20 protein-coding genes and 1 pseudogene are annotated in these 18,859 nt (G+C 72.4%); 6 read left to right on the top strand and 15 right to left on the bottom strand.

Annotated features, from left to right (window positions below; genetic code table 11):
* The first annotated feature begins 119 nt into the window (after positions 1 to 119).
* A complete protein-coding gene (locus ACS04_RS15705) occupies positions 120 to 428 on the top strand; it encodes a hypothetical protein (RefSeq protein ID WP_048477220.1) in 309 nt (102 codons plus the stop codon).
* Between the two features lie 23 nt (positions 429 to 451).
* Here the strand turns inward: ACS04_RS15705 and ACS04_RS15700 are convergent, their stop codons facing one another.
* Positions 452 to 673 (bottom strand): hypothetical protein, encoded by a 222-nt coding sequence (locus tag ACS04_RS15700; protein WP_048477219.1) that lies wholly within the window; start codon positions 671 to 673, stop codon positions 452 to 454.
* 199 nt (positions 674 to 872) lie between these two features.
* On the opposite strand from ACS04_RS15700, the gene ACS04_RS15695 reads away from it, so the two are divergent.
* Positions 873 to 1,076 carry a hypothetical protein gene (locus ACS04_RS15695; RefSeq protein WP_158977291.1) on the top strand — a complete coding sequence of 68 codons (204 nt, stop codon included), beginning with the start codon at positions 873 to 875 and terminating at the stop codon, positions 1,074 to 1,076.
* 135 nt (positions 1,077 to 1,211) lie between these two features.
* Here ACS04_RS15695 and ACS04_RS15690 read toward each other — a convergent pair whose 3' ends face one another.
* The 5 genes from ACS04_RS15690 to ACS04_RS15670 all read right to left on the bottom strand — a co-directional run bounded on the left by ACS04_RS15690 (position 1,212) and on the right by ACS04_RS15670 (position 5,371).
* On the bottom strand, positions 1,212 to 1,694 hold the full coding sequence (locus tag ACS04_RS15690; protein ID WP_048477217.1) for a DedA family protein: 483 nt from the start codon (positions 1,692 to 1,694) through the stop codon (positions 1,212 to 1,214).
* Between the two features lie 306 nt (positions 1,695 to 2,000).
* Positions 2,001 to 3,392, bottom strand: coding sequence for an amidase (locus ACS04_RS15685; protein WP_048477216.1), 1,392 nt, complete (start codon positions 3,390 to 3,392; stop codon positions 2,001 to 2,003).
* Positions 3,379 to 3,588, bottom strand: coding sequence for a hypothetical protein (locus ACS04_RS15680; protein WP_048477215.1), 210 nt, complete (start codon positions 3,586 to 3,588; stop codon positions 3,379 to 3,381). The genes ACS04_RS15685 and ACS04_RS15680 overlap by 14 nt, the downstream gene beginning before the upstream one ends.
* 175 nt (positions 3,589 to 3,763) lie before the next feature.
* Positions 3,764 to 4,696 (bottom strand): MBL fold metallo-hydrolase, encoded by a 933-nt coding sequence (locus tag ACS04_RS15675; RefSeq protein ID WP_048477214.1) that lies wholly within the window; start codon positions 4,694 to 4,696, stop codon positions 3,764 to 3,766.
* Between the two features lie 90 nt (positions 4,697 to 4,786).
* Positions 4,787 to 5,371, bottom strand: a complete 585-nt coding sequence (locus ACS04_RS15670) for a TetR/AcrR family transcriptional regulator (protein ID WP_048477213.1) — start codon at positions 5,369 to 5,371, stop codon at positions 4,787 to 4,789.
* Between the two features lie 134 nt (positions 5,372 to 5,505).
* On the opposite strand from ACS04_RS15670, the pseudogene ACS04_RS15665 reads away from it, so the two are divergent.
* Positions 5,506 to 6,150: pseudogene (locus tag ACS04_RS15665) on the top strand (glyoxalase).
* 33 nt (positions 6,151 to 6,183) lie between these two features.
* On the opposite strand, the gene ACS04_RS40035 reads toward ACS04_RS15665, so the two are convergent.
* Together ACS04_RS40035 and ACS04_RS15655 are read right to left on the bottom strand one after the other, a co-directional pair.
* Complete coding sequence (locus tag ACS04_RS40035) at positions 6,184 to 7,224, bottom strand: protein kinase domain-containing protein (RefSeq protein WP_053080787.1); 1,041 nt, start codon at positions 7,222 to 7,224, stop codon at positions 6,184 to 6,186.
* Between the two features lie 755 nt (positions 7,225 to 7,979).
* Positions 7,980 to 8,912, bottom strand: a complete 933-nt coding sequence (locus ACS04_RS15655) for a MerR family transcriptional regulator (protein ID WP_048477212.1) — start codon at positions 8,910 to 8,912, stop codon at positions 7,980 to 7,982.
* A gap of 205 nt (positions 8,913 to 9,117) precedes the next feature.
* Between ACS04_RS15655 and ACS04_RS15650 the strand changes: the two genes are divergently transcribed.
* Positions 9,118 to 10,764 (top strand): carboxylesterase/lipase family protein, encoded by a 1,647-nt coding sequence (locus ACS04_RS15650; RefSeq protein WP_245236409.1) that lies wholly within the window; start codon positions 9,118 to 9,120, stop codon positions 10,762 to 10,764.
* A 202-nt stretch (positions 10,765 to 10,966) separates the two neighbouring features.
* Positions 10,967 to 11,476, top strand: a complete 510-nt coding sequence (locus ACS04_RS15645; protein WP_048477211.1) for a hypothetical protein — start codon at positions 10,967 to 10,969, stop codon at positions 11,474 to 11,476.
* A 122-nt stretch (positions 11,477 to 11,598) separates the two neighbouring features.
* Here the strand turns inward: ACS04_RS15645 and ACS04_RS15640 are convergent, their stop codons facing one another.
* Positions 11,599 to 13,089, bottom strand: coding sequence for a cryptochrome/photolyase family protein (locus ACS04_RS15640; RefSeq protein ID WP_048477210.1), 1,491 nt, complete (start codon positions 13,087 to 13,089; stop codon positions 11,599 to 11,601).
* A gap of 277 nt (positions 13,090 to 13,366) precedes the next feature.
* On the opposite strand from ACS04_RS15640, the gene ACS04_RS15635 reads away from it, so the two are divergent.
* Positions 13,367 to 13,708: a PRC-barrel domain-containing protein gene (locus ACS04_RS15635; RefSeq protein ID WP_048477209.1), complete on the top strand. Its 342-nt coding sequence runs from the start codon at positions 13,367 to 13,369 to the stop codon at positions 13,706 to 13,708.
* 101 nt (positions 13,709 to 13,809) lie between these two features.
* Here the strand turns inward: ACS04_RS15635 and ACS04_RS15630 are convergent, their stop codons facing one another.
* The 6 genes from ACS04_RS15630 to ACS04_RS15605 form a co-directional block, all read right to left on the bottom strand.
* The gene (locus ACS04_RS15630; protein ID WP_245236408.1) at positions 13,810 to 15,012 is read right to left on the bottom strand and encodes a PP2C family protein-serine/threonine phosphatase; all 1,203 of its coding nucleotides are present in this window, start codon (positions 15,010 to 15,012) and stop codon (positions 13,810 to 13,812) included.
* Between the two features lie 260 nt (positions 15,013 to 15,272).
* Positions 15,273 to 16,172 carry an NAD(+)/NADH kinase gene (locus ACS04_RS15625; protein WP_048477208.1) on the bottom strand — a complete coding sequence of 300 codons (900 nt, stop codon included), beginning with the start codon at positions 16,170 to 16,172 and terminating at the stop codon, positions 15,273 to 15,275.
* Positions 16,169 to 17,182 carry an SPFH domain-containing protein gene (locus ACS04_RS15620; RefSeq protein ID WP_048477207.1) on the bottom strand — a complete coding sequence of 338 codons (1,014 nt, stop codon included), beginning with the start codon at positions 17,180 to 17,182 and terminating at the stop codon, positions 16,169 to 16,171. The genes ACS04_RS15625 and ACS04_RS15620 overlap by 4 nt, the downstream gene beginning before the upstream one ends.
* 249 nt (positions 17,183 to 17,431) lie before the next feature.
* Positions 17,432 to 17,740 (bottom strand): hypothetical protein, encoded by a 309-nt coding sequence (locus ACS04_RS15615; RefSeq protein ID WP_048477206.1) that lies wholly within the window; start codon positions 17,738 to 17,740, stop codon positions 17,432 to 17,434.
* 279 nt (positions 17,741 to 18,019) lie between these two features.
* Positions 18,020 to 18,202 (bottom strand): hypothetical protein, encoded by a 183-nt coding sequence (locus tag ACS04_RS15610; protein ID WP_048477205.1) that lies wholly within the window; start codon positions 18,200 to 18,202, stop codon positions 18,020 to 18,022.
* Positions 18,203 to 18,288: 86 nt separating this feature from the next.
* Entirely contained in the window at positions 18,289 to 18,819 is a 531-nt protein-coding gene (locus ACS04_RS15605; RefSeq protein ID WP_048477204.1) for a GNAT family N-acetyltransferase, read from the bottom strand.
* Between the last annotated feature and the right edge of the window lie 40 nt (positions 18,820 to 18,859).

Here is an 18,859-nt window from a genome sequence, read left to right as displayed (position 1 = left end):
TCGTGGAATCGCGGCGCGTGACGGGCGTGGGGGCCGCGGGTGGCCCGCGCGGCGGTGTTTGCTGGCGCCAGCAAGGCCCTCACCCGCGAGGCCGGCACGCGCCAGGAGGAACCGGAAGCATGAAGTTCGCCCAGATCATCGATTTCGAGACCGAGCGCATCGACGAGGTGCGCGATCTCATGCGCTCCTACGAGGAGCAGGCCCGCTCGCAGGGACGGACCGGTGCCCCCGACTCCCGCACCCTGCTCAAGGACCGGGCCAACCCCAACCGCTACCTTGCCGTCGTCGAGTTCGATTCCTACGAGGCCGCGATGGCCAACAGCAACGCGCCCGAGACCAACGAGCTGGCTCAGCAGCTCTCGGCGCTGATGACCAGGCCGCCGGTCTACATCGACTGCGACGTCCAGGACCGCAAGACCATCGGCTGAGGCCGAGCCCTCAAGCCGGGAGCTCAGCCCGTGGGCTCCTCGGGCGCGGGTTCCTCGACAGGATGGGCCTTCTCGGTCTGCGGTGCGCTCCCCTCGTCGTGCGACTCCTTGGCCGCACGCAGGTCGGGCGCGGGAGGGTCCAGCGGGGGAAGGTCGGGAGTGACGGCGTCCGCGCTCTCGGGAACCTTCGGGGGCAGCTCCGGTTCCGGTGTCGCGGGCACGTGGGTTTCTCGTTCCTGGTCCATGTGACCCAACCTGCCCCTCATCCACGTCCGGACACCCCCTGCGCCCCGGCTCCGGTCCCCGGTGGCCGGTCCGCGGGGGGACTGGGGGCCGAGGACCGGAGCGGCCATGTGGCTGACGGATGCTTGGCCGTCGGCGTGGTCCGGGAACCGGTAGTGGGTGACGCGATTCGCGCGTCAGTGCGCACGAGAGGAACAGATGATGACCGATTTCGCCCGGGTGTCGGACGGGCCCATCAGTGATGGTGCCGATGCCGAGTTCGTCGATGCGACCAACCTCTTCGTCTCGGGAGGCGGCCTGGCGGGCATCGAGCAGCTCGCCCAGTCGGAGGTCGGCCACCCCATCACGGAGGAGATGAAAGCGAGCGCGATGGGGGTCGTGAAACTGTTCGGCGGCATCGGCTAGCCGTCCTTCACGCCCCTGGCTCGCCCTCCCGCCGGTCTCCCCTCGGTACGCTCAACCGTCCGACGGAGCCCGACGGGAGGCCACCGTTCGACGTGGTCGTCCGCCGCCGCTCCGCAATCGGCGCGGTGCCGGAGCTCATGATTCTTCGGCCACGGTGTCACCGGGCGCCGGGACGGCCCTTCTGCGGTAGGCCACCACCCCGCACACGGTGAGCAAGAGGAGGACGGCCACGGCGGAGGCTCCCAGGGCCGTGTGCCGGGCGAAGAGCCTCCCCAGTACTTCGAGCACGCCGAGCCCCGCGGTCGCGTAGATCAGCGCCCAGGCCGCCCCGCCCAGGAAGAGGGCCGGGAGGTAGCGCGGCAACGGCATGCGCATGCTGCCGGCGAGGAAGTTGGCGGCGGTCTGGAAACCGACGGTCAGGAAGGAGACGGCGACCACCGGTGCGCCCCACCGCTGGATCGCCCGCTCGGCGCGCCGGAACTTGGCCGAGGAGACGCGCCCGGCGAACCGGGTACGCCGGGCACCGGCACCGGCGAGCCACCCGACGGCGAACGTTCCTCCCGCGCGCAGCAGGACGATGGCGTACAGGGCCCCGGCCGTGAGCGCGACCTTATCCACGGCACCTCGTCCCGGGCGCAGGGCCGGAACCCGCGTCCCCCCTCACCCGCGGGAGCGTCCCCGCCCCACCCGGCGCGCGACGCGCTCGAGTCCGGTCATCGTCCCTCACCTGCGCCCGCCTCTGCCCGTTCCGCTCCGTGGGTTGCCGCAGCCACCTGTGACACCCGAACCCGAACCCGTACGCCGGTCTCCGCACGCCAGGGAAGGTCAGCCTAACCGAACAGGCATGCGGCGGACACGGTGCGCCAGGCCAAAGGTCCGCCTCGCGCACCGAGGCGGCCCCTCACACCCGGGTAGTGCGGAGGATCAGGCCGCTGTGGCCAGTGCCCGGGCGGGTTGCGTCTGCTCGTAGGCGTGACCCACCCGCAGGAGCGTGGGCTCACCGAGGGGCCGGCCGAGCAACTGCATGCCGATGGGCATGCCCGCCGCGTCATGGCCGACCGGGACGGTCAGGGCGGGTACTCCGGTGATGTTGGCGGGGGCGCACAGGCGCACGTAGGCGTCGGAGACGCTCTCGATCGTGCCGTCGGGCCAGGTGACCGTCTCCTCGGCGGCCCCGACCGCGGTCATCGGGACGCCGGGGGCGGCGATCACGTCGACCTCCTCCAGCATCCGTGACCACTCCGCGCGCATCAGCGTGCGCGAGCGCTGAGCGCGCAGGTAGTCACCCGCGCTCATCATTTCGCTCGCCTCCAGGAGGATGCGTACGTCCTCCTGGTACAGCTCGGGGACCGTGCGCAGGCCGGCTTCGTGGTAGGCGCCGGCCTCCGGCACCATCAGGCCCCACTGTGTGGCCCGGATGTAGCGGGTCATCGGGATGTCGACCTCGACGAGCTGGGCGCCCAGGGCTTCGAGCTGCCCGATGGCGTTCCTGACGGCGGTTTCCACCTGGGGGTGGACGTGGTCGAAGTAGTACGAGCGCGGCAGGCCGACGCGCAGCCCCGTCAGGTCCGTGTCGGCACCGGGCCGGTAGTCCGCGGCGGGCACGGACAGCGAGGCGGGATCGCGCGGATCGTGTCCGCCCAGCGTGGCGAGGACCAGGGCCGCGTCCTCCACGGTGCGGGTGATCGGGCCGACGTGGTCCAGCGACCAGGACAGGGAGGTGACGCCGTGACGGGGGACGAGGCCGTAGGTCGGCTTGAGGCCCACGACCCCGTTGAGCGCGGCGGGGACCCGGATGGACCCTCCGGTGTCGGTGCCCAGGGCGAAGGTGGCGGTGCCGGACGCGACGGCGACCGCGGAACCGCCGCTCGAACCACCGGCGACCCGGCCGCGGTCCCAGGCGTTGCGGGTCTGCGGGGTGGTCAGGCCGAACGCGAACTCGTGGGTGTGGGTCTTGCCGAGCAGGATCGCGCCGGCTGCGCCCAGTCGCGCCGCGACGGTGCTGTCCGCCGTCGCGCGGTGCTCGGCGCGGACCCGGGAACTGGCCGTGGTGGCCATCCCGGCGACGTCGATCAGGTCCTTGAGCCCCATCGGGATGCCGTGCAGCGGTCCCCGCCAACGGCCTCGCGCCGCTTCCTGCTCGGCATAAGCCGCCGCCCGGCGCGCCTGCTCCGCGGTGACCGTGACGTAGGCGCCGAGGTGCGGCTCAGCCTCCTCGATGCGGTCGAGGACGGAGTCGACCAGTTCGACGGGGGACAGCCGCCGGGCACGTATCGCGTCCGCGGCGGCGGCGAGGGACAGCTCATACGGCTCCATCGTGCTTCTCCTCTCCGGCGCGGTACGCCGAGGCGGGCGGGACGTCCGCGAAGTCCAGCTCGCGCAGGACCGCCACGACGCATTGGATGTGGTTGGCGACCGCCGCGACCGCGGCGTGGCGTTCGGCGGGCAGGACGAGTCCGGCGCGGGCGGCCCAGCGTGCGGCCTCGGCTGGTGTGAGTTCGATGGCGGACATGGAGGTTCTCCCTCGGTGGAAGCCGGAGCGGCGGAGTGGTCGAGGCCTCAAGGCCAAGGATTCGCTTTTGGGTTTCCGCAGGCGCCGCTGGCGCCGCGGTCGCGGCAGCTGGTGCGGACGCCGCGATTGCCCGGCGGCCGGGACGCCGGCCACGCGGAGCGAGCCGGGTACGAGGTCAGGCCGCGGTGGCCGGGATCTCGACGCCGTGCTCGGCGAGCAGCCGGTAGCGCCCGTTCTCCCGGCGGACGGTGCCGCCGGTGGGCCGCGGGAAGTGGGTGCCCAGCAGCAGTGCGTCGGTGTCCGCCAGGGCGTCGAGCAGCCGCGCGCGGGTACGGACGGCCAGGGCGGGGTCGATGTCGACGCAGCTGCTCACGTGGGGGTGGGACAGCTGTACGGGGTGGTGGACGCTGTCGCCGGTGATCAGGGCGCGGCGGTGGCTGCCGCGCAGTTCCACCGCGACCTGCCCGGGGGTGTGGCCCGGCGCGGGGAGCAGCAGGATGCCCGGTGCCACCTCGCGCCCCTGCTCGGGCACGTCGACCAGCTCGTACTGTCCGGCGTCGCGGACCGGGGTGACCGAGTCGCGGAACATCTGGCGGCGGGCCTCGTCCAGATCGGTGCGGGCCCAGTGGTCCCATTCGGTGCGGCTTGTGAGGTAGCGGGCGTTGGGGAAGGTGGGGACCCAGTCCTCACCGGCGAGGCGGGTGTTCCAGCCGACGTGGTCGGTGTGCAGGTGGGTGGTGATCACCAGGTCCACGGACTCGGGCGGGAAGCCGGCCGCCGCCAGGCGCTGCGGGAAGTCGGTGTCGAGGCCGTTCCAGGCCGGGTTGGCGCGTGGCTTGGCGTTGCCGATGCCGGTGTCGACGACGATCCGCAGCCCGCCGGCCTCCACGGCGAAGCTGTGGCTCGCCAGGCGCGGGACGTCGGCGTCGGCGAAGTCGGGGCGCAGCCAGGAGGCCTCGTCCAGCACCTCTTTGGTGGCGTCCGGCAACAGCCAGGGCCCGGTCTGGTGCGGGAGTTCGATCTCGTCGACGCGGCGCACGGTGATGTCGCCGAGGCGCCATCCCGTGCTGGCGGGGGAGGGGGCCGGACGGGGCGTGGCGGTGCTCATGGGAGGGGCCTCTCGGATGGACTCTCAGACCTAAAGGCAAAGGCTTTGCTTTAGTGAGAGTAGATCCCGAGTCGCCCAAAACGCAAACGATTAGCTTTTGGTCTGGGGGGTCGCCGGACCTCGGCCGAGCGCCGCCGCCACGAGGTGGTCGGTGTAGACCGTCGACAGGTCCGAGGGGCGGAACAGGATGCGGTACATGAGGGGGGCGACGAGGACGTCCAGCAGGGTCTCCACATCGGGCACGGCCTCTCCGCGCCCCGCCGCGCGCACGCCGATGGCCTTCAGCTGCTCGACGGCGTAGTCGGAGCAGCGAACCGCGTTGCCCTGCCCGGGGTCGCCCAGCAAGGCGTCGCGGATGTACGTGCGGCCCGCCGTGGAGGACATCTCCTCCGCGAACTGCGCCGCCCACGCCTCGAGGTCCGCCCGCAGGCCGCCGTGGTCGGCCGGCGCGGTGTCCGGGCGCAGCCGCTCGACCGCCACGTCCGACAGCAGTTCCCGCAGGTCCCCCCAGCGCCGGTAGACGGTGGACGGCGTCACTCCCGCGCGGGCGGCGATCAGCGGCACGGTGAGCGCGTCCCGCCCCACCTCCGCCTCCAGATCACGGACCGCCTGGTGTACGGACTGCTGGACGCGGGCGCTGCGCCCGCCGGGGCGTGTGGTCGCTCGGGCACTCATGCGTACAGCTTAATGCGAAGAAGTTGCGTCTGAGTCGACTCGGCCCCGGGGCGGCCGCGCTGCCTCAATGCCCGGGCACCCGCGCGACCGGTCAGGAATCGAGAAGCACCGGACGCTGCCCCACCCCTAGCGTGATGTCCATGGCAACCACCGCTTCCACCGCAGCCCCCATGTCCCTCGCCTCCGTCACCCTGGAGGTGGCCGACCCCGGGGCCGCCCACCGCTTCTACACCGCCTTCGGTGTGGACACGTACGTACGCCTGCGGGCCTCCGACGGCCACTCGGCCGGATTCCGGGGTTTCACCCTCGGGCTCACGGTGTCCGGACCGGCCACCGTCGACGGGTTCCTCGGTGCGGCCGTGGACGCCGGCGCCACGGTACTGAAGCCGGCCGCGAAGTCGCTGTGGGGTTACGGCGGCGTCGTCCAGGCCCCGGACGGGACGATCTGGAAGATCGCGACCTCGGCGAAGAAGGACACCGGCCCCGACACCCGCGAGATCGACGAGCTGGTCCTGCTGCTCGGTGTCGCGGACGTGAAGGCCACCCGGCAGTTCTACGTCGGAAAGGGCCTGACCGTGGCCAAGAGCTTCGGCGGCAAGTACACCGAGTTCGCCTCCGGCAGTGCCGGCCCCGTCAAACTGGCCCTGTACAAGCGCAGCGCCCTGGCCAAGGACCTCGGCGTCCCCGCCTAGGGCACCGGCTCGCACCGCATCGCCCTCGGCAGCACCGCCGACACCTTCACCGACCCGGACGGGTTCGTTTGGGAGGCGGCAGTGTAAGGGCGCTCGTGAAGAGGGCGGCGGGCTGACGGCTCAGGGGCAGGAGCGCGGGTCGGTCGGGGTGGCGGACGGCCGGACCGGCGGAGCGGCGGGGGACACCGCGGGCGTCAGGTAGACCACCGAGGACGTCGAGGGCGAGGCGGGCGCGGACCGGGGGGCCGGTGCCTCGGCTGCCGCCGGTACGGGCGAGTGGTCGGCGAAGGTCGAGGCGGGAGGTGTCCTCTCCCCGGAGGGAAGGCCGCCCACCAGCAGCGCGCAGGCCCCGGCGACACCCGCCACCGTGATGCCCGTCGCGGCCCCGCGCCGCCGCGCCGGGGCGCGCCTGCGCCCGGACGCGGGAGGACGTACGGCCTGGACGGCCCGGCGGGCGATGGCCAGGGGCGGAAACGCCGTGCGGTGCGTCGGCGAGTCCACCGGCACCGGCACCGGCAGGGACGCAGGCACCGAGGCCAGCACCGGCGACGGCCCCGACGGCCCCTGCATGGGAGCCCGCGCCCGCACCGGCACCATCGGCGCGGCGCGGAACACGGGCGCACACGTGCTGTCCCGCAGACGCAGGTGGACCCGGGCGGCGTCCGGACGTGCCTGGGGGTCCTGGTCGGTCATCGCCTTCAACAGCCTGCCGAGATCGCCGGGCAGACCCTCGGGAAGCCGCGGGCCGTGGAGCAGATGGGCGGTGCCGACCTCCACGGGCGTTCCCCTGTACTCGCGTTGGCCGGTGAGCGCTTCGAGAAGGGTGAGCCCCAGGGCGTAGATGTCGCTGGCCGGGCTCGCGGCCTCCCCGAGGAACTGCTCGGGGGCCATGTAGGCGAGCGTGCCGACCAGCGTCTCGGAGGTTTCGCGGGACCGGTCGCGCACGCTCCGCGACAGTCCGAAGTCCGCCAGGTGCGGCGAACCGGCATCACCGAGCAGGACGTTGGAGGGCTTCACGTCATGGTGGACGATGCCGTGGGAGTGGACGTGGTCGAGGGCGGAGGCGATCTCGGCACCGAGACGTGTCACCTGGACGGCACTGAGCGGGCCCGCGTCTATCCGGGCGCGCAAGGTGACCCCGCGGATCAACTCCGTGACCATGAAGGGGGCCTGGCCGTCCCGGCCGGCGTCGAAGTCGTAGACGGTGACCAGGGCCGGTGGGAGAGCCGGGCCAGCGTGCGCGCTTCGGCGTAGAAGCCCTCGGCGGAGACCGTGTCGGTGTCGGCGCGCAGTACTTTGACGGCCACCTCCCGCCCCAGCACCTCATCGGTGCCACGGAACACGTCCGCCGTACCACCGGAGCCTATGGGGGCCTGAAGCCGGTAGCGACCAGCCAGCAGGGTGTCGCATTCAGGCGGTACCGCGTACGCGGGGACGGGCCGTGCCGGCATGCGGGGTCCTCCTCCACTGGCGGCCGATGAGGCCCGCCTACCCGCTTGAAGTCGTCGTACGCAACTCGTCCGGCCCCTTCGGACGTGAGGTCGCCGTCGAGGAGATCCTTCTCCCGCGAGGACAAGGCGAGCGGCAGCGGCTCGGCGGCCTCCTCCGTCACCGTGGTGACCGGGGCGGACGCACCGCTGAGCCGCAAGGCCCTGGACGACGCCGGCGACCCCGCCAGGGAAGCGTCCGTCGCGACGGACGTCGACAGGCACCAAGGCCGAGGGCGACTGCGTCGCCAACATCGGCATGGCCGCCGAGGGAACGACAGCCGTGGCAGCTGGACGGCTGTGGCCGGCGGATCGTGCGGCCGCAGCGGACCGGCCACCCGATGACCGCGCCGCGCGCCGAACGCCCCCAGCCGGACTCTCGATTGCCGGGCAGCGGCGGTCCTGCGGCCCGTACGGGCGGCAGCAGGCTCAGAACACCCTCTTCGGCCGAGCAGCCTCGGCCATCGAGATCGACAGTCCCTCCGTCAGCCATCTGTGCGCCACGGTCATGTTCAGCACGCGCCCGCCGGTGACCGTCCCGACCAGGCCCCAGTACCGCTCCAAGCGGGGATCGAAGCCGGACGACCTCGACACCACCCCGTGCAGGAAGGCGCGGAACGCGGGAGTGTCGCTCTCCCGCCGGGCTCGCGCGTGGGCGGACACGAAGGCGTTCACCGCCTCCCCGGCATGCGGCGGCAGACCCCGGGAGACCGCGGCGGCCGTCAGGACGGCAGCCTCGTCTATCTCCGCGTAGAAGGCCGGGCCGCCTCGCATCTCCTCGTCGTGGTCCTGGGTCCAGCGTGTGAAACCGGGTGTGTTGATGAGCAGATGGAGCTCCGCGTAGGCCAGGACCGTGGCGGGAACCGGGTCCGCGGGCGGTTCCGGGGACAGCATGGCGACCATGATGTCGAGACGCCGCTCGGGCATGCTCCCGGACAGCTCACGACCCCAGTGGGCGGTGAGCGTGCGATGGGCCTGCGGGAGCTGCTGCACACGGGCGAGGATCTCCAGACGCCGCAGGCGTTCCTCGCCCGGGCAGTCGTCCAGGGCCTGGAGCGTGGCCTCGCGCCACCGCAGTTCGACCAATCGTTCCTGCACCGCCCCGAGTTCGGTCGCCACCAGTTCGCCGAGGGAGGCCTCGCCGGTGACCACCTGCGTGATGGCCGCGATCGGGGTGTCCAGCGCGCGTAGCCGCCGTATGAGGCCGATCCGCTCCCAGGCGTCGGGCCCGTAGCGCCGGTGGCCCCCGGTACTGCGCCCGGCCACCGGCAGCAGTCCGCTGTCGGAGTAGTAGCGGAGGGTCTTCACCGGAACCCCGGTGCCGTCCGCGAGTTCGCCGATGCTCCAGGTGGTGTGCGTCACAGACCCTTGAACCTCCAGTGCGGGGGAGGTCTTAGCGTACGAGCTGACCGCGCCGGCCGACGCCGCTGCCGAGCCACAGGATTCCCGCCGGCCCGGCCGCACCGGGCCGGGCCCGGTGCGGCCCGTTTCCACCGATGAAGGGTGTGTCCGCATGTCTCCAGCTTTGCCGGCATGGTCCGTACGCCAACGAAGGGGAATCCGCGCGGTGCTGGTTCCCTTGTTCAGCGCGGTCGCGGTCCTCGCGGCGACCGTCGTGCCGGCGACCGCAGTGCCCCCGCGGTCCCCCGGCGGGGACGGCCCCGTCGTACGGACCGATCACGGCCTGGTACGCGGAGTTCCGCACGGCTCGTACACCGCCTACGACGGCATCCCCTACGCGGCACCCCCGACGGGATCGCGGCGCTGGCGGCCCCCGGCCCCCGCCGCCCCGTGGAGCGGCGTGCGGGATGCTACGGCTCGGGCCCAGCGCTGCGTACAGATGCCGGCACCCGGTGCGGCCACGGTGGCCGGGTCCGAGGACTGTCTCTACCTCAACGTCACGGCCCCGACGCGCAAGGCCGCCTCCGCACCCCCGCAGGCGGGCCGCAAGCGACCCGTGCTGGTGTGGCTGCACGGGGGCGCGTTCCTCGGCGGTTCGGGCAACGACTTCAGCGCCGAACACCTCGCGGTCCGCGGTGACGCGGTCGTCGTGACCGTCAACTACCGGCTGGGCGTCTTCGGCTACTTCGCCCACCCCGGTCTCGGCTCCGCCGTCCCGTTCGGCCTGGCCGACCAGCAGGCGGCCCTGCGCTGGGTGAAGGCCAACGCCGCGCAGTTCGGCGGCGATCCGCGGAACGTCACGCTGTTCGGGGAGTCCGCCGGAGCCCTCGGCATCTGCGCGCACCTCACCTCACCGGCGGCGGCCGGCCTCTTCCAGCGGGCCGTGCTCCAGAGCGGTTCCTGCTTCATGTCCTTCCCGCGCGGCGCTCTCGGACCCGCCACACCCGCGTACGAGCCGTTCGCCCCGCAGCGCGACGTCGAGACGGCCGGCGCGGAGGCCGCCCGGCAACTGGGCTGCACGGCCGGCGACGCCGGCGAGGTGCTGGCGTGCCTGCGCGGAACCAGTACGGACCGCCTCGCCACGCCCCTGCTGATGCAGTCCTTCAACCGGCCCGCCTACGGCAACGCGCTGCTGCCCACGGCACCGGACGAGGCACTGAGGGCGGGACGCTTCCACCGCGTACCACTCGTCCAGGGCACCAACCACGATGAGATGCGCATGTTCGTAGGGCTGTCGCTCGCCGCTTTCCCCCTGCGGAGCGAGGAGGACTACCGTGCCCGCCTGACGGACGCCTTCGGCGGCAGCGCCCCGGCCGTGGAGGCCCAGTACCCGGCGGCGGAGCACCCCACGCCCGCCCTGGCCTGGGCCGCCGTGCTGACCGACCGCTCGCTGGCGTGCACGACGCTGGCCGCCGACCGGGCCATCGCCGCGCACGCCCCCGGCCTGCCCCTCTACGGCTACGAGTTCGGCGATCCGGCTGCCCCGACCCCCACGGGTCTCCCGCCGAACCCCGACTTCCCCTACGGAGCGGCGCACGGTTTCGAGCTGCCGTACCTGTTCCCTTCCATCCCGACCGAGCGGCCGCTGACGGAGGCGCAGCAAGCGCTGTCCGGGCAGATGGCCGACTACTGGACGAACTTCGCGCGCACCGGAACCCCGAACGGCCCCGGCTCACCGGCCTGGTCCGCCCTGCGCCCGGCGTCGCCCTACAGCGGGCCGGTGCAGTCGCTGGCTCCCGGTTCGGGAGCGATCCACCCCGTGGACGCGGACACCGCACACCACTGCCGGTTCTGGGACACCCTGTCCCGTTGACGGCCTCGTTGACGGTCCCGGACGGGGCGGAGGACGAGATGGTCGCCGGAGCCCTCCCGGCCAAACGCGTTGCGGAAACGTTCCGTCCGCCCTCTGGCGGACGCGCGTAGAACTGCGCCACCATCTCCTTGCCCGATCAGCACACCCTGCTCGTCCGCACCGCCGTCCCGTCCGTCACGGCCACCAGCAGGAGACGATCCCGATGAAGCTCCGTTCGGTCCTCACCGCTCTCACCCTCGTCCTGGGGGCGCTGCTCGCCCCCGGAGTCGGCGTCCTCGGCGGCGCCACCGCCGCGCACGCGGCCACCAAGATCAGCCACGCCACCGCGACCTCGATGTTCCGCGCCTCCGGCATCACCTGGTCCTCCTCGGGCGGCTGCTCGGACCGCTCCAACGCCACCTGCACGTCCTTCGACCAGCTCAACCTCGCGACCGCGCAAGGCGCCCAGACCCTCAAGAGCGCCAGCGGCTGCGCCCTGAACATCACCGGAGGCACGGAGACCGGCCACGCGAGCGGCACCTACTCGCACTGGAACGGCTACAAGCTCGACTTCAGCAAGTACACCTGCCTCGGCACCTACATCAAGAACACCTTCAGCTACATCGGCCTGCGGGGCGACGGCGCCCCGCAGTGGAAGTCCGGCGCAGGCAACGTCTACGCCGACGAGGGGAGCCACTGGGACGTGACCTTCTACAACTGCGGCGGCTGCTGACCGGCAGCCCTACCCCGCCGGCACCTCGACCGCTGCGCCAGGACGTCCTCCTCGCACCCGTCCCCGGGCCTGCGGAGAGGACGTCCGCACCGGCGGCAGTGGCAAGGAGCCGCAGGCGCCGCTCACGGCGGGCCGTCGCCGCGCCCGTGCTCCCGGCGCAGTACCTCCCGCAGGTCGGCCAGCCGGTCCAGGCCCTTGACCGGCTGCGCCATCCGGGGGTTGCCCTCCAGACGGGCCCGGTGCCGGTGCAGGAAGGCCCAGTACCCGGCGGTGTAAGGGCAGGCCCGGTCACCGGTCCGTTCGCCGGGCCGGTAGACGCACCCCCCGCACAGGTCGCTCATGCGGTTCACATAAGAACCGCCGGAGGTGTACGGCTTGGTGGTCATGCGCCCACCGTCGGCGTACTGCGACATGCCGACCACGTTGGGGACCATCACCCAGTCGTAGCCGTCCACGAAGCAGCGGTGGAACCAGTCCGTCACCGCCTCCGGATCCCAGCCCCGTTGCAAGGCGTAACTGCCGAGCAGCATCAGCCGGGGGATGTGGTGCGTCCATCCGGTGTCCCTCACCTGGGCCAGGGCCGTGGACAGGCAGCGTGCCCGCACCGCGTCCGCGTCCAGCTCCAGGAACCAGTCCGGGAGCGGCTCGTGGTGCCGCAGGACGTTGCTGTGCCGGTACTCCCGGCCGAAGTACCAGTACAGCTGCCACACGTACTCGCGCCACCCCGCGACCTGGCGCACGAAGCCCTCGACGCTGTTGACCGGAGCCCGGCCCGCCCGCCATGCGCCCTCCGCCCGCTCCACACACTCGGCCGGGTCCAACAGGCCGAGGTTGAGCGAGGAGGAGAGCAGGCTGTGGCTCATCACCGGGTCCTGCGCCAGCATCGCGTCCTCGTACGGACCGAAGGCGGCGAGCCGGTGCTCCACGAAGCGGCGCAGCGCCGCCAGCGCCTCCCGCCGGGAGGCCGGGAACATGCGGGGGCCGTCCGCGCCCACGAAGGCGACGGAGCCGTCGCGCTCCCACCGGTCGAGATCGGCGCGCACCTCCTCGTCGATCTCGTCCTCCCTCGGCCGGTAGGGCGCGGGGGAGCCGAGGGTCCGTGCCCCCTTGGGCGGGGCTTCGCGGTTGTCGTGGTCGTGGTTCCACCGGCCTCCCACCGGACGGTCACCGTCCATCAACAGGTCGTGCGAATGCCGCACCCAGCGGTAGAAGTCCTCCTGCCGCAGCCCTCGTCCGCCGTGCCCGTCGGCCCAGGCGCGGAACTCGTCGTGCCCGACGAGGAACCCGCGCGCCGGCAGCACGGTCACGGAGTCCAGCGACTCCACCAGCCGCAGCGCCGCGTACGAGGTCGGGTGGTGCACGGTCACCGGAGCGTCACCGACGGCCTCGCGCAGCCCCTCGCGGTAGGTCTCCGCCCGGACGTAGCGGACGCGGTCGCCGAGTTCCGCGGCGCGGTGGCGCATCGCGGACAGCACCAGGTGCGCTTTGGCCCGGTGGAAGCGGCGTCGTCGCAGGACGGAGCGGGCTTCGATCATCACCACGGGCCCGTCGGACCCGGTGGGCAGGAAATGCGGCCCGAGCTGGTCACCGAACAGCCAGTGCGGGACGGTCATGGGCGGTCTCCTCGGTCCCCGGCGTCGAATTGCTGCAACCAGTTCCGTCCTCATCGGCGCGATGGATGCTGAAACCGGTCGAAAGTATGCGTCCGACCCTCGCGCCTGCCGCTCCCGACCGCCGTGGGCGGGGCCTGCGGTCCGTTCGGTCCGCTCGGTCCGCTCGGTCCGCTCCGTCCGTTCGCTTCCGGGAGCGGACGTGTGGAGTCCGGAGCGTGGGGCAGGCGGGACGGTGCGCGACAGACGCACATCGACGACACCGTGAAGGAGATTCGGCATGACCGACGACATGTGGGCCTACCGTTCCGGCATCATCCACCCGACGGGCGAGGACCTGACCGGCTACCGCGTGGAGGCCGCGGACGGCCACATCGGCAAGGTCGACAAGCACTCCAACGAGGTCTCCGACGCCTACATCGTGGTGGACACCGGGGTATGGATCTTCGGCAAGGAGGTCCTGATCCCGGCGGGGACCATCCTGCGCGTGGACAGCGAGAACAAGACCGTCCACCTGGAGCGCACCAAGGAGCAGATCAAGGCCGCGCCGGAATTCCACCGCGACAACCACCTGCGCGACCCGGACTACCGCCAGGAGATCAGCAAGTACTACGCAGGCTGACCCGGTCCCGGGCGAGGGGATCGCGACGCGGGTACACCGCGATCCCCGCCCCGGCCGAGACCGCGGTCGTACCGGCCGCGCGGGCGCCTGCCGCTTCCCCCTCATCCCGTGATCCGGTCGGAAGGGGGATGCCACTCCGCCAACACGATGGTCGCGTCGTCACGGAGACGGTGCTGCCGGCGGGTGAGGAGGCTCTGGACGAGACGGCGCAGTGCTTCCGGGGCGCTCTCGCCCGAGGCGATGGAGCGGATGACCGCGTCGGCGAGGCGCTGTTCGCCGAAGAGGCTCCCGTCGGGAGAGCGGGCTTCGGTGACGCCGTCGCTGTACATGAGGACGCGGTCGCCGGGTTGGAGGCGGACGTGCTCCTGGACGGGGGGCTTCGAGACGTGGTAGCCGAAGCCGAGGGGGAGATGGGCCGTGCGTTCGAGGGCCCGGTGCACGACGCGGCCCTCGCGGAGCAGGAGCGGTGGCGGATGGGCGCAGTTGATCCACGCGAAGTCACCGTGCCGGGTGTCGAGCTCGGCGACGACGGCGGTCATGAGCCGATCGGGAATCCAGTCCGCCAGGGTGCGGTCGACGGTGGAGACGATGTCCGCGAGGGTGCCGCCCGAACGCCGTACGAAACGGCACGCGGCCAGCGCGGCGGCGCTGGCCCCTCCGGAGGCCAGGTCGTGCCCCATCGCATCGACGAGGCTCACGTGCAGGACCCCGTCGATGAAATTGTGGTCGAAGGCATCGCCCCCGATGTTGTACGCGGGCTCCAGCACCGCCGACGACGTCGCACTGGTGATGCCGATGGTCCGCGGCGGCAGGAACGCCCACAGCAGTTCCGCCTGCAACGTCATCGGGCGTGTCCGCTCGGTCAGGACGAGCAGGTCGTGGTGCGAGGACTTGGACACCACCAGCAGGGCCGCCAGGCTCGCCAGGGCCTGGCCCGCCTCCAGCAGGCCGTCCGCGGCCCCGTGCCCGAGGCCGATCGCCTGCATGACGCCGATCCGCTCGACACCGTCCACCATCGGAAACCAGGCGCAGTCCTCGTTCGGCGCGCTCTGGACGCGCTCGGTGCGGTACGCCAGCCCGGCGAGCGAGCCGTCGATCTCGAAGCCCCGGTCCTCCACGGCCTGGAGGCCGTGCTGAGGCAGTGGGACGAGTCTGAGCTGCTGGACGTCCGAGAGGTACAGCCGCGTCCCCACGAGCCCGAGCCCCCGCGCCCCCTCACTGATCAGACCGGCCATCTGCGCGGCCGACGCGTTGTGGGAGCGCCGAAGAATCCACGCGAGAACGGGCCCCAGCCCCTGCAGCACCGCCGGGCCCCCATCCCCCGCCGTCACCGCCCGCCTGCTTCCGCCACGTCGTGCACCATCGCCTGACTCCGATTCGTACGGACCGAGCGGCCCGACCCGACGTGCCCATACTCGGTGCAGTGTTCGAGGAGAGGCGGCAGACACGACGGTCCGCCCCCACTTCGGGCGCACATCGTGTCCCCGCCTCACGAACTGGGGAATCGTTGCGCCGGAACACGCCCGGCCGCTTGCCCGAGCGCGCGGAGCGTGCCGCGGCAGGCTCAGGCGACCAGGCGCAGCGAGGTTTCCGCGATGCCCAGCCGGACGCTCTGACCCCAGGTCAGTTCCAGGGCGTCGGCTTCCATCCCGTCTCCGAAGACCACGACCCGGTCCGATTCCACGGTCAGGCGCAGTCCCTGCCCCCGCCCGAGCTCGCCGGCGACCCGCGTCGTTCCGGTCGCGGGCGAGGGCCAGGCCTCGCGTACGAACCACAGGAGCCGCGCCTCGCACGGCGCGGGCAGCTCGGCGGTGCTGCCGCGCTCCAGCCACAGGGACCGAAGCCAGCCGGTGGCGCCCGTGCCGGTGCCCACCAGCACTCCGGAGGACGCCTGGGCCTCGCCCGGGTCGCTCTCCCCGTCGGGGCCCAGACGGTAGCGGGCGGTCTGGTGGCCGGGCGGGCCCAGGTAGATCTCGTTCAGCGCGAGGAGGCGCTGGGTGTCGTCGGCGACTGCCTCGACCATGGTGAGCTCCTCCGTCCGGCCTCCGCCGGCCGTCGCGGCGCGCAGCAGGGCGGCCGTGTCGGCGCACCGGTGACGGACCAGGACCCCCGGATTGCGCCCCGGGTCGGTGTCGATGCCCACCACCGGCTGCCCGCCCAGGTACTTGGCGGTGTTGGCGACCAACCCGTCCTGGCCGACCACGACCACCACGTCCTGCGGGGCGAACAGGAAACGGTCCAGGTCCGCCCGCTCCACCCGGGAGCTGCGCCAGGTGAGGGGCACCGCCGCCGCCACCTCCCGCAGCGCCTGCTGCGTGCGGTCGTGGCGGCGGACCACCTCGTCGATCGACCGGCCCCGGCTGGAGAGGAAGAAGGCGGCCTGCCCGTGTGTCCCGTGCCGCGTGAGCAGTTCCTCGTACTCGGTCCTGCGGTGTACGAGCACCGCCCGCGGGGCCAGGCTCACGAGCCCGCTCCGCCTTGCGGACGCCCGAGCCGGGTGAGGAGCCCGCTGAGCACGTCCGGGGAGAGGGCGATGCTCTCGATCCGCGGCAGGTTCTCCGCCAGCCGGGTCACCGCCATGGCGTGCAGCGTGCTCGGGTCGGCCTCGCCGTGCACCCGCAGCCAGGCGGCCCGGGCCTCGGCGCGCGCCGCACCCGTCTCGCGCTCCGCCTCGGCGTCCGCGTGGGCCAGGCGGACCTTGCGCGCCGCCTCGGCCTCGGTCCGTACGCCGTCCGCCGCGGCCTTCTCCTCGGCCTCGCGGCGGGTGTTGATGCCCCTCTGCTCGACCAACTGCTCCTCTCGCCTGGCCAGTTCGATCTGGCTGGCCAGTTCGTTCTCGGCGATGGCGCGCTCCCGCTCGACGGCGACGGCCCGCCGCTCGTACGTGGCCCGGTCCGCCTCCTGCTGGATCTGTTCGCGGGCCGGGGTGCGCAGGGCGCGCTCCACCTCGGCCTCGGGGCGGATCGCCACGACGCGTACGGCCACCACCTCGATGCCGGTGTCCGGCAGCCGGGGTTCGGCCGCGAGGCCGTCTGCGACCCGCTGACGCACGGAGGTGACGCCGTCCACCAGGGCGACGGCCAGCGGGGTCCGGGCCAAGACGTCCAGCGAGTGCTGCTGCGCCGTCTCGGTGAGAAGGGTGGCGATCTGCTCCAAGGGGGCGCCGCGCCAGCTCCCGGTGTCCGGGTCGACGGAGAAGTCGAGCCGGTCCGCCGCCTCGGCCGGTCCGCTGATCCGGTAGGTCACGGTGGCCTGGACGGTGACGTCCTGGAAGTCGGCCGTCCGGGCGTGGAAGGCCATGGCCAGCTCCCGGTCGTCGACCGGCACTTCGGACAGCGCCGCCGACAGCGACCGGTACCAGAAGCTGAGCCCCCGGCCGTCGTGGACGAGCCGGCCGCGTTTGTGGTGGCGGATGTGAGCGGTGGGTGCGGAGCGCAGATGACGCCAGCCGAAGCGCCGAATGATGTCGGCCATGGCGAACCCCCTTCATTTCGTCGATGCGACGATAATGGATGGGCGCTCATATCGTCAATGAGACGAGAAAGGTCCGCTCCGCCGCGTGATGCCCTGGGGGCGCGGGATCGAAGGGGAGGTGCTTCGTCCCCGGCCCCCCACGCCGACGGGCGGGTGGGGGAAGGGCGAACGACGCCCCGCACGGGGCCGGATGCGGTCAGCGAGCTCGCACGCGAGCCCGTGCCCGAACCCCGAGCCGGGTGGGCGCGGTCAGGATTCGCCGTCGACACCGGTGACCGCCGGCGGTCCCAGGGGTGCCTCCTTCTCCGTCAGCCCCAGCTCCCCGAGGGCCCCGGCCAGCAGGTGGACGGCGCTGTCCTCGGCCGCGGCCCGGTCCGAGGCCTCGACCTCGAGCCGGACGGAGAAGGTGCCCCCCTCGTGGACCGTGAGCAGCTCCACGTCCTCGGTCTCGCTCAGGTCGGTGTGGTGCGAAGCCAGCTTCCGTGCCAGCTTCGAGCGTGCTGCGTCGTCGACGTCCGTCAGGAACGTGCCGGGCACGGTGATGACGTAGGTGGTCACTTGCTGTCTCCTGTCGGCTGGCTAAGGCTGAGTTGTGTGGATGCCCCGATGTCGTCTTCCAAACACTCTCAAGGGCGGCGGAGCAGACTGCCGCAGGCCTGCCGACCGGTACGACCTGATGGCCGAACCGCAGGCTGCACCTCCCGGTGGGGCCCGGCATCGGGGACATCCTCGTGACGTATCGGACCGGCCGCGACCGCCCGGCAGGGCGTCATCACCGACCTGCGAAACCCCCCCGCCACACGGCCGTGTTCCGCGGGCGATGTCACCCCTCGGCCGTCAGCGTCGGCGGCCCCAGCCGCGGGCGGGCCGCGCGCTGCCTATGCCGGCGACGTGCAGGGCGAGTGCGGCGAGACCGATCAGCATGAAGTTGGTCGAACTCAGGACGTCGTTGGTGGCGATGTGGGCGGCGTTGATGAGGAAGGCGATGAAGAACAGGACTGCGGCGGCGATGCCCAGCATGGAGGGCTCCTTTCCGGTGGGTGCCGACCGTGTGCCCCGGGCGGGCCGGATCATGAGCGCGCGGGCACGTCGTGCGGGGTCCTGCGTCACATGGGGTACGAGAGGAGTCGTACCGCTCCGGGGGGCCAGTCCGCGTCCTCGTGCAGCGGTGTCCACATGGTGCGCAACGGCATGATCACGGGACCTTCCTCCTGTTCCACGCTGACGTCCTGGTCCAGCACCCGCCAGCCCAGTCGCCGGTACAGGGCGACGAGCGGCGGTCGGCAGAAGAGGAGTCCGTGCCGGGGGCCCATCGTCCGGGCGTGGTCGAGGGCCGCGGCCATGACGAGGCGGGCGAGTCCCCGTCCGCGTACGTCCGCTGCGACGGCCACCCCGCCGACCCCCACCACCTCGACCTCGGCGCCACCGACCGACATGGGCAGCCGGAGCAGGCCCGTATGCGCCACGAGCCGGCCCTCCAGCCTGATGCCGAAGTGCTCGTTCTTGGGCAGCCATGCCAAGCCGGTGTCGGCGACGCCGAACGGATCGGCCCCCTCGCCGAGGATTTCCGCCTGCTCGATCTTCGTGTATCGCGTGAGGCGCACCGCTGTCGGTGGCACAGATGAGGAGTGGTCCATCCCTACATGATCCGATCTCGACGCGCCCCCCGGCCCGTCG

The organism is Streptomyces roseus, from assembly GCF_001044425.1.
GTDB classification, from domain to species: Bacteria; Actinomycetota; Actinomycetes; order Streptomycetales; family Streptomycetaceae; genus Streptomyces; species Streptomyces roseus.
This window is presented reverse-complemented; position numbering and strand designations above follow the sequence as displayed.